At 46.4% G+C, this 10013-nt stretch carries 7 protein-coding genes; 3 read left to right on the top strand and 4 right to left on the bottom strand.

Annotation, left to right across the window (positions count from 1 at the left end; genetic code table 11):
- The first annotated feature begins 101 nt into the window (after nucleotides 1–101).
- The gene (gene fabV, locus WA407_RS13145) at nucleotides 102–1289 is read left to right on the top strand and encodes an enoyl-ACP reductase FabV (RefSeq protein WP_336077512.1); all 1188 of its coding nucleotides are present in this window, start codon (nucleotides 102–104) and stop codon (nucleotides 1287–1289) included.
- Nucleotides 1290–1587: 298 nt separating this feature from the next.
- The gene (locus WA407_RS13140; protein WP_013311427.1) at nucleotides 1588–1740 is read left to right on the top strand and encodes a DUF1540 domain-containing protein; all 153 of its coding nucleotides are present in this window, start codon (nucleotides 1588–1590) and stop codon (nucleotides 1738–1740) included.
- A gap of 173 nt (nucleotides 1741–1913) precedes the next feature.
- Here the strand turns inward: WA407_RS13140 and WA407_RS13135 are convergent, their stop codons facing one another.
- Together WA407_RS13135 and WA407_RS13130 are read right to left on the bottom strand one after the other, a co-directional pair.
- Nucleotides 1914–2153, bottom strand: a complete 240-nt coding sequence (locus WA407_RS13135) for a hypothetical protein (RefSeq protein ID WP_336077511.1) — start codon at nucleotides 2151–2153, stop codon at nucleotides 1914–1916.
- Nucleotides 2154–2246: 93 nt separating this feature from the next.
- Nucleotides 2247–2618 carry a DUF4190 domain-containing protein gene (locus WA407_RS13130; RefSeq protein ID WP_025720792.1) on the bottom strand — a complete coding sequence of 124 codons (372 nt, stop codon included), beginning with the start codon at nucleotides 2616–2618 and terminating at the stop codon, nucleotides 2247–2249.
- A 223-nt stretch (nucleotides 2619–2841) separates the two neighbouring features.
- On the opposite strand from WA407_RS13130, the gene WA407_RS13125 reads away from it, so the two are divergent.
- Nucleotides 2842–3429, top strand: a complete 588-nt coding sequence (locus tag WA407_RS13125; RefSeq protein WP_336077510.1) for a hypothetical protein — start codon at nucleotides 2842–2844, stop codon at nucleotides 3427–3429.
- Nucleotides 3430–3440: 11 nt separating this feature from the next.
- On the opposite strand, the gene WA407_RS13120 is transcribed toward WA407_RS13125, so the two are convergent.
- The gene (locus WA407_RS13120) at nucleotides 3441–3788 is read right to left on the bottom strand and encodes a prenylated flavin chaperone LpdD (RefSeq protein WP_023989817.1); all 348 of its coding nucleotides are present in this window, start codon (nucleotides 3786–3788) and stop codon (nucleotides 3441–3443) included.
- 179 nt (nucleotides 3789–3967) lie between these two features.
- The gene (locus WA407_RS13115) at nucleotides 3968–9472 is read right to left on the bottom strand and encodes a S8 family serine peptidase (RefSeq protein ID WP_336077509.1); all 5505 of its coding nucleotides are present in this window, start codon (nucleotides 9470–9472) and stop codon (nucleotides 3968–3970) included.
- Nucleotides 9473–10013: the final 541 nt, after the last annotated feature.

The following is a 10013-nucleotide window of genomic DNA, read 5'->3' as shown; positions in this document are numbered from 1 at the left end:
GTAAAAAGGATACTTACTGAAATCCACGTTTGAAAAAAAATAGTTAAAAGTTAAAATAGTAAGGGTGAAGATCGCTACAAGAAGAGAGGAATTACAATAACATGATTATCAAACCAAGAACACGTGGCTTTATCTGCACCACTGCTCATCCGGTGGGCTGTGCCCAACATGTTCAGGAGCAAATTGACTATGTACAGGCCCTTCCTGCTATCCAGGGACCCCGTAATGTACTTGTGATCGGGGCATCTGCCGGATATGGGTTGGCTTCTCGCATTACTGCCGCCTTCGGTGCGCGTGCCAATACAATTGGTGTATATCGCCCTAGTAATGCTACGGCCACACGTACAGCATCGGCAGGCTGGTACAATTCTGCTGCATTTGAAAAAGCTGCTCAGGAAGCTGGGCTTAAATCCTTAAGCGTGACAGGCGATGCCTTCTCGGATGAGGTCAAAGCCAAAACGGTGGAAGCCATTCGCGAAGAACTGGGACAAGTCGATCTGGTGGTTTACAGTGTCGCTTCAGGTCGTCGTACAAATCCTCGCACAGGCGAAACGTTTAATTCCGTGCTCAAACCTATTGGTAAGCCTTACACAAACAAGACCGTTAACTTCCACACCGGGGAAGTCAGCAGCGTGACGCTTGAACCCGCAACAGAAGAAGAAGTACAAGCAACGGTAGAGGTTATGGGTGGTGAGGACTGGAAATTGTGGATTGACGCCTTGCGTGAAGGCGGTGTATTGGCTGATACTGCAACAACCTTCTCCTTTTCGTATATTGGTTCAGATATTACGCAAGCCATCTACAGAGAAGGCAGTATTGGAAGTGCAAAGGATCATTTGGAGGAGACAGCGCATCAGCTGAACGATCAGCTGAAAGTTACAGGCGGACGCGCCTTCGTCGCAGTCACCAAAGGACTCGTTACCCAATCTAGCTCCGCTATCCCTGTCGTTCCTCTGTATATTTCTGCTTTATATAAGGTAATGAAGGAAAAAGGGTTGCATGAAGGGTGCGTAGAACAGAGCTACCGCCTGTTTGCTGAGCGTCTATACGCACCAGAAACTCCTGTAGATGAAGAAGGACGTATTCGTATTGATGATTGGGAACTGCGCGAAGACGTACAGGCAGAGGTTGAGAAGATATGGGAGGCGCTGACGACCAACAATATCTACGAATTGTCAGATCTTGAAGGATATCGTCACGAATTTTTCCAACTGTTCGGCTTTGAGTTTGAGGGCGTAGACTATGATGCTGACATCGATCCCATCGTAAATATTCCTATCGTGCGCTAAGTCTTTTCATATCGTCATTATGTCAGAAAAACAAAAAAAGCTGTTCTCCAGCAGAGAAACATTTCGGTCTGCATGGAGGACAGCTTTTATTTTTTAATTAAAAGGGACACTTGTGTGCGCTTCAAACTGCAAAATGAAGCAAACATTGCAATTTTAAATTTCATTTGATATTGTACCAGTAGGCATAGCAAAGTCCCTCTTCCTGACAAGAGGGTAAACACGGTTGGACAAGTCCTACCTTGACTGACCGTGATACTATTTGCTCAGCCCATCACAACCATATAAGGAGGTGTACAACATGGCAAAAGACGTGCTGTGTGAAGTCAATTCATGTACGTACTGGGCCCAAGAAAATAAATGTAGCGCTAGCTCCATTTATATCGTAAGCAACAGACCTGAAGACACTCACAAATCCGAAGAAACAGACTGCAAAACCTTCGAAGCCAAGTAAATCTTTGATTTCAAGCCTAAGCTTTATAATGAAGGAGCCCATGCCCGGGTTCCTTCTTTCTTATGATATTCTAACAAGAATGATAATTATTATCAAGTCCTTTTTCGGTACAGAAAAACGCTATTCGATCCATACAATCATTTCTCTGCTCAACGTTTGGTTGCAGGCTTACTTTATAAAGTCATGCCGAAAAGGACCTTGCTGTTCTCTCTAAAAACAAAAAAAGAAGCGTCGCTCTGAACGATTCGCTTCTTGTGCTTGACCTTTTGTAATTGTTCTTGCTTGGTCGGCTTCATTCGTATGTGCTGTGAAATCTCGCCATAATGGTCATTCGTTTTGCGGCTTTGTGCCGCGCAATAGATTCCAGCGCGCTTTGCCTTGCTCAGCGCTTTTTGTGTTTGAGTACGTGCCATACGGCTTCACTCTCCTTCATTGGACTCCTTTTATCATAACATCCAATAGTCAAATCGTGAATGGTTTGTCTGACTCAAGCATTCTTCAATTCATTAAATGTCTGAAAAAATATCCGGATCGCCACTGGAGGCCGCTACAATAAAAACAATAACTATAAAAATGATGATCAGTGTATAAATCAGTGTACCGATAATACTACATACCAATCCAGCAATGGCCATACCTCTGCCTTGCTCGCCATGACGGTTAATTTCCTTCAGGGAAAGACTGGACAAAATAATACCCACAATTCCGATAATCAACCCGATATAGGGAATGACCACAGATAAAATCCCGAGCACCATCGAGGCAACAGCTTTACTATTCGTAGGTGGAACTACTGGGGGCGGGTTAAATGGGGCGTTATAATCGTTCGTCTCCTGAAAAGGATCGGAAGATCGAGGCTCCTTGTACAAATCACTCATCTGTTAAATTCAACTCCAATACGAAAAATAGCAATTATATAAGTTCTAGGGTACCACAATCTTACAAATCAGGACAGTACTTATTTCAATTTTTTAAATTAGAACGTTAAAAAGAAGAAACATAGCGATATTAGCACTTTTTGAGGTAACCGGGCATACAGTATTTTACCTGGTACAGATCAATTGCGCTCCATGAGAGCATCCTGCCAAGGAGGTCGGAGCTATGCTATATCGTGCAACATCCCGCAGAAAGGGCTCGCCTCACAAACGTTTAAATGCAGAAACACTTAGGAAAATATCCGCTGTCATGCTGCCCTTTTACAAAGCTATTGCAACCCGACGTGCTTTTGCCGTCCAATGGTCACGAGCTGTCGTTCAGGGCAATTTGGATCGGATGAAATCCCTTCTCTGCTCAGTAGCGCCATTTGCCGCCAAACAAGGCTTAGGCACGAATGGCATCGGCTACTTCATTTCCTTTTTAGCTCAGCCACCGATGCTCTATTATACGAATGGAACGACGATTCCACCAGGGACTGTGCAGTTTACGTTTGAGCCGAGAGTTCATCGCGCCATCGCAAAAGCCGTTTTTCCGCTGTATCGCGAATTGGCACGTAATCCATGTTTTGCTTCTGCCTTAGCTAAAGCGATCAACAGACAAGACCAGCGTGCAGTTCATGTCATGATCCGTAGTTTAATTCCATCCTCTGCGCTGAAATCCGTACAAATTGAGGATGATGGCTTTGCCTTGCTTTTTAAGTATCCCTTTAGCAAGTATCCCTATCGCAATCTGCTCTTTCAGGAGTTCACTTAAAAAGGTCGCTACTAGCGTGCTTGCTTGAGTTCTCCAATGAGCTCTTTTCCCAGTTGTATAGCCATATCTGTCAGCACTCGGATTTCATCCTTGGTTGCATGATCCAAATGTGCCCCGCAGCAAATGGCAAAATTGCCCGCAAACTCTTTTCGCAAGCGAACTGCAATTTCCTCGGTAATATAAAATTCCTTATGGTTTTGTAATTGCACAGTTTGAATCGGCTCGAGCCTGGCCCCTGCTGTAATCGTTCCCAAATGGGGCTGATCACCGCCAGAAATGAGTACAATGATATCTTCTCCCATAAAATAGGCATCCAGCACAAGACGGATACGTCCGCTTTCTTTTTGCAAATGAATCATATAATCCTCTCCTGCTAAAAATTTTATTGTGAAACGATTCACTTTATGAGCATTATTCATTGTATCGCTTCCTGAACGGCTCGACAATTAAAAATGGCCCACAGCAGCCTCTATAAACCGTGGCTTGCTGTGGGCCTTCATTGCTATTCTAAAAGAAGCCTTCCCTTTCCTACTGGCTGTTAACGGATTGTGATCGTATGCACAGTCTTACCGCTTGCGCCGTCATTATCCGTCACCGTTAGCTCTACGGTATACGTTCCAGCTGTGGTGAATTTATGCTTCACCTTGGAACCGACTGCCGTATCGCCATCGCCAAAATTCCAGCTGTAGCTGACGATTTCACCATCTATATCACGGGAAGCTTTGGCGTTAAATTGTACATTTTTGTTCTTCTTAGCTGATTCATTAGCCTGAATAATGGCTACTGGCTTTTCATTGGATGTAGGTGGATTCGGATCAGGGTTCTGTCCTCCACCATTGGTTACATACAATTTTCCTGGCGCCTCCGTCTCCACTTCATTTCCCGCTGCATCCCTTACCCGGATCACGATGACTCCGCCTTCCAGATTCAGAGAAGATGAAGTGAAATAAGTACCTTCATAGTGGCCTGACGAAGTTTCATTTAATGGAATATCGTTGCGGCCCAAAGTGGACAGGTTGAAAGGCAGCTCCACATGGAAGGATGCCTCCAAACCGGATGCACTGTCAAAGGATACTCGTACCGGCTGCCCTGGAGTAATACGCACATCCTCAGCAGGGCTAATGTTTTCAAGCTTCGGCAGAGCTGTATCGACATACACCGAGCGCGTAACGGTTGTTTCGTTTTCGGCAAGATCCTTGGCCGTCACCGTAATTTGATTTTCACCTTCGTTGATAAGCAATCTCTTGTTAAAGCTGCCATCACTTCCAAATTCAGCAGGCTCACCGTTAATCGACAATTCGGTGAGGAACTCGTCGTACACGGTACCAACAACACTAACTACACCTGCGTTCGTACGGGCTCCTTCATCAGGAGAAGTCAGGATCAGACCCGGTTTAGTCTGATCGAGCGTCACAACTACCGTTTCGGAACGATCCGTTAATTTGCCGTATACCGCTGCTTGAACACTTAGCGGATTAGCACCTGGCTGAAGATCAACCGACAAACTGAACTGACGATCCTTCACTTTCGTTGTGCCAGCCAGCTCCTTACCGTTAAAAAGCTGAATATCGGCTCCTTCTGCCGGGGAAGTTCCTGTTACGGTAATCGACTCTTCCTGCGTATACGTAGCCTTCGTAGGAGTCGTAATCGTTGGAGCATTCACCGGATATCTGACGATAGCCCGGATCATGTAGTTCCCTTCCTCCTCAGGTGATTGGCTCCACGCCCCGCTTACACCTTGCCAGCTGCGAAGTGCATTCGGGCCACTCTCATCTGTAGCAAGACCTGGCGACTGTGTGCCTACAGCAGACTGTGTATATACGATATAGAAGTCACCTTGAACCGTCACCGGCTCTGGAAGCTGCACCGTCGTCCATTGTGTCTCATCCCTTACGGCAGTCCCGTCGAATGGACCAGCCAGTAATCGTCCAGGTGCTCCTGCCGCACCGGAGGCGTCATAGATAGAATATTGGAATGCCGTTCCTCCCGGATTCGGGAAGGCAGAGTTCCAGAACAAAAGCGATGCTCCTGTCACTTGAGCCACTTCCGACTCAGGCGTCATTCTGACTGCCCATGAATTGCCTGCCGCGTTAAAGGCTCTAGCATTTTCTCCTGTCCCATCATCGTAGGCAATGCCTCCCTGGAACCCGATGAAAGGTTTCAACGTGACATTCGCTACCACACTACCGTTCGGAGGAGCAGTAACGGATACACTGTCACTATAATAATTCTCAGCTGAAATGGACAATGTGTATGTTCCTTCCAGCACGTCCAGCGTAAATTCTCCAGCCTCATTCGTCTCTACCGGAGCAATACGCGCATCCTCCAGCACCAACACTTTCGCTTTTTGGATCGGTTCACCGGATTGCTTGTCGGTAATGACCCCATGAATCGTACCGTGAGGTACGGCCTGAAGACTAAAGTTTGCTCTTATGACTTTGTTATTCTCAATCGTGACTGCTTTCGTTTGAGGCACATAACCATAGGCTTCAGCCTTCAGCGTATAGTCGCCTGCCACATGGGTGAAGCTGTATTTGCCCGTGGTCGGATCCGTTTTCACCGAACGTCCGGTTTCCAATACCGTAACCGTAGCGCTGGCTGGAAGACTGTCGAGACCGACACGTCCACTATCCACCGTTGTTTCTGCCGGCTTCACTTTCTCCTGGAATTCACTCTTTTCAGTGCTTGTAATTTTGTACAGCGGGAATTGTTCTTCCGCTTTTTCCAGCTTGATATTCGACTCAGGTACGATATCCTTGGTCACTGTCGCAGCTGGAATACCCAGCACACGGAAATCGTCAATGTACCAGCCATTCTTGTTGACACTGTTATCCGATTTCAAACGGAAGCGAATTTGGATCTCATTGCCGGTGTAGCTATCCAGATTGTAATAAACCGGAGTCCACTTTTTCCCATTCGTGTTGTGAGAGAACTTGCCCAGCTCGCTCCACGTGTCGCCATTGTTTTTGGACACTTCCACATAACCGTAATCATAGCCGGCCTCAATTTCAAACCAGTGATTGAAGGTCAGTGTTGCGTTGCGTACAGCCTGCAAATTAATTTTTGGAGAAACCAGCGAAAATTCAGCTCCGTTCTCATAATTGCTATCCAGATCGGTTGCCCACACATTGGGTCTGGACGCTGCGCTCTCTGGTCCTACTTCCTTGGGAATGCCGCGTTCCCACTCATCCTTAGTACCGGAATGAGTCCAGCCATTATCCGAGCTGCCGTCAAAATGATCGCTATACAGCGTATCCGGCACGTCTACTCTCAGAGAAGCCTCATTCGACTTGATTCCTTCATTGCCACTATAATCCTCAGCCGCCACTGCATAATGATAGGTCGCTCCACCGACCGTGATGGTATCTGTGAGTGTCAGTGCTGAGGTTGTACCGATGGAAGTATAATTTTTGCCTGATTGGGTAGAACGATACACCTTATACTGCTTCACATCTTCATCGGAGGAAGCATTCCAGGCCAGTGTGACGTTGCCTACAGTATCTGCTTCAGCAGTCAAATTGCTCGGCGCAGCAGGTGCAACAGTGTCTGGCTCCTGAATCGACAGATCGTCAATATACCAGCCATCTTTCACAACCGTATTGTCACTAGTAAAGTTGAACAGGAGGTATACCTTTTGACCCGCGAATGCCCGCAAATCAAGATATTGTGTTTTCCAGCCATTGCTGGTGCCGGTAAACGATAATACCTGTTCAAACGCATTCTGATTGTTTGTGGTTGCTACGTACACTTTGCCGAAATCAGAATTATTTTCAAGATCGTACCAATGCTTGAAGCTGACCAATGCCCCTTTTGAACTCTCGGTCAGATCAATCGGAGGGGCCATAAAATAACTGTTGGAGTTAGCCTGATATTGACCTTCGAGATTAGTCGCGATGACTTTTGTACCCGAATGTGCGCTTTTAGGGCCGCTTGTCGGAGTTCCCCATTTCCAAACACTGCCCTGTCCACCGACATTAATACCGGCAATGTCTTTTTCAAAGTCTTGTGTGTAGCCTGGTTTTACGCCTTTGGAGATTTTAACCTTGTATACTTCAGTTTCAAATCCGTTATTTCCGTAATCATTTACACGAATATAGTATTCCAGACCAGCGCTGTCCACCAAAAAAGTCGGGATGGATGCTTGATATGTACCATCTTTGCTGTCGCCGGAAGTCCGTTCCAACGGAATATATACATAGTTTGACGTACCTGCTGTTTTGGCAAATGCCTCAACGGCTGTCACGCCGACATCATCCGTTACATGAGCAGTCAGAGGTATATCAATACCCTCGAATGCGGCTGCGGGCGGTGTATGCTCGAGAACAGGTGCTTCCAGATCGTCGCCACCCGTTACAACTTTACCAGACACGGAGCCCAGACCTTGCATGACCGAACCGACTGCATCCAGCGCATTAATGACACCATGTCCGTAGCCATTGTTTGGCGAAGTAGGATATGTGCTATCTGTACGCGGTGTAGCTGTGTTCATCAAAATTTCCTCAAGCTGGTCTACGGTAAGAGAATGATTCGCCTGCAGCAACAGTGCTGCAAGACCCGCAACATGCGGACCTGCCATGGAAGTACCGTTATATCCACCTTTATAGGCGCCGCCAGCAACAGATGACCGGATATTTACACCCGGCGCGGAAACTTCGGGCTTCATTTCACCATAGGGTGAGGGTCCTAACAATGAGAAGCTTGCCAGATTATCATTGCTATCCGTGGCTCCAGTAGCGAAAGATTCCGGATAGTTTGCCGGATTGGCTACCGAGGCAGGTCCACCCGGATTGGAAAGAGAGGTATTACCTGCGGAGAATTCGGGGAAGATTTGAGCATCCCGCCATGCCTGAACCACAGGCCGGAACCATTCATCAAGACCCGGTCCGCCTCCCCACGAGTTGTTCACTACGTCTGGAGCAAGCTCGGGATGAAGATTCCCTTGGGCATCTTTTGGCGCAAGCAGCCATTGACCGCCATCCAGTATAATAGCATCCGTCGTTTCCGGATTAAAAATCCGAACCGCAATCCACTTCGCACCAGGTGCAACGCCAACTCGATTCGTTCCGTTTTCTTCAGAGCCGACCATCGTGCCCATCGTATGTGTACCATGGGAATCGTCTTCCTGATCGACCGGAAGCGTCGCATGACTATGCGGATCGTACCAGCTTAGCTCGGGATTCACGACATTGCCTGCCGCGTCCAAACCCCGCCATTTGCGATGAAGGGCCGGATGTGTATAATCTACACCTGTATCCAGATTGGCAACCACGATTCCGGTTCCGTCAATTCCTTTTTCCCACACTTGTGGTGCGTTAATATGGGATATGTTCCATTCCACCGTAGATGGGTCTACAGCGTTCTTACCTGCATTGCCAGGCTTTGCCGATGTTTTGCCATCGTCCTTCTCCAGCTCTACAGCCTTCTCTACCGTTGCAGACTTCGCCGTTGTTGCTGTGGCTGTTTCAGCCGTTTTGGCATTTGCTCCCTCTGCTTGCTTGTCAACCGTCACCTTTTGCAGATAACGCGTTTCATTAGGCAAGACTTTATCGACCTCAGGCAGCTGTGAAATATGATCCAGCACCTCCTTGGTGCTTGTTACAGCCAATGCATTGACAATAAAAAAGCTTTTATATTCCTTCACTCCGCCGCTCTCTGATTGCTTATCCAAATAATTTTCAAGCCCATATTGGGTTCTTGAAGCCGTTTCACGCAGAGAACTGATCACATGGCTGCGTGCAGCCATTTTGGCAGCGGAAGGTGTTATTTTCTCAAGCGAGGCCTTTTGGAGTGCATTTTTAGAAACCTTGTTGGTGTCTACCTGTTCTTTTAATTTGACCAGATAGGTAACATAGTTATTCTCCTCAAACTGTTTGGTCAGTTTCGGGGATACCTTCGCGGTCGTGACCTTGTGCGAGGCTGATTTCAGCTCCAGCTTGGAGCCATCCGGTGTGTTATTCGCCAAAGCAGGTTGAACAAAGGAAAAGGCCATTAGCAAAGATAGTCCGATAGATAGTGGTTTCTTGAATCGTTTAGGTTTAATCAATTACTTCTCCACTCCTTTTACTAGGTTTAATGTTTCTGGAATAACCTGTACAGAGTAAGACCTCATACCTTACACATCAAACACACGGGTTGCGCAACACGATGTGGTTGGCGACCACCTCCTTCATAGAATATAGAGGCACAAAAATATTTGGCTGTTCATAGATGGTGGTACTTCATAGGTGAGTTTACTATCCCAATAGGAAGCGATGAAATTCAGTAGAAACCAAGGAGAAAAAGCAGGAGAACTTCGAAGAAAAACATGTTATATCATTACAGTTTATATTAAAAATTGATATATAATCATATATTATGGAATAGTATAAAGTTATCAAAACAGATATACAAGTCATTTTTTTGCATTTTTCTTGAAATTCTATGACTTTTATATTCTTTTATGTACGAAACCCCTTTTTTGCGGCTACGTAATAGTGCATTACACGGTTAACAGGTGTATGCAATCTCTGTACGAGCCGCTCAAAGGGATTTCGGGGGTCTTTCTTAATCCTATCTTTCGCTCTATATCTTGTTCATTGGAAGTC

This window comes from Paenibacillus sp. 203 (genome assembly GCF_037027525.1).
Taxonomy (GTDB): Bacteria; Bacillota; Bacilli; order Paenibacillales; family Paenibacillaceae; genus Paenibacillus; species Paenibacillus polymyxa_B.
The sequence above is the reverse complement of the archived record's forward strand: the minus strand, read 5'-3'. Positions and strand labels throughout refer to the sequence as shown.

Excerpts from the sequence above, each read along its gene's own strand:
- fabV (WP_336077512.1), top strand. The coding sequence starts at position 102 with ATGATTATCAAACCAAGAACACGTGGCTTTATCTGCACCACTGCTCAT.
- WA407_RS13140 (WP_013311427.1), top strand. The coding sequence starts at position 1,588 with ATGGCAAAAGACGTGCTGTGTGAAGTCAATTCATGTACGTACTGGGCC.
- WA407_RS13135 (WP_336077511.1), bottom strand. The coding sequence starts at position 2,153 with ATGGCACGTACTCAAACACAAAAAGCGCTGAGCAAGGCAAAGCGCGCT.
- WA407_RS13130 (WP_025720792.1), bottom strand. The coding sequence starts at position 2,618 with ATGAGTGATTTGTACAAGGAGCCTCGATCTTCCGATCCTTTTCAGGAG.
- WA407_RS13125 (WP_336077510.1), top strand. The coding sequence starts at position 2,842 with ATGCTATATCGTGCAACATCCCGCAGAAAGGGCTCGCCTCACAAACGT.
- WA407_RS13120 (WP_023989817.1), bottom strand. The coding sequence starts at position 3,788 with ATGATTCATTTGCAAAAAGAAAGCGGACGTATCCGTCTTGTGCTGGAT.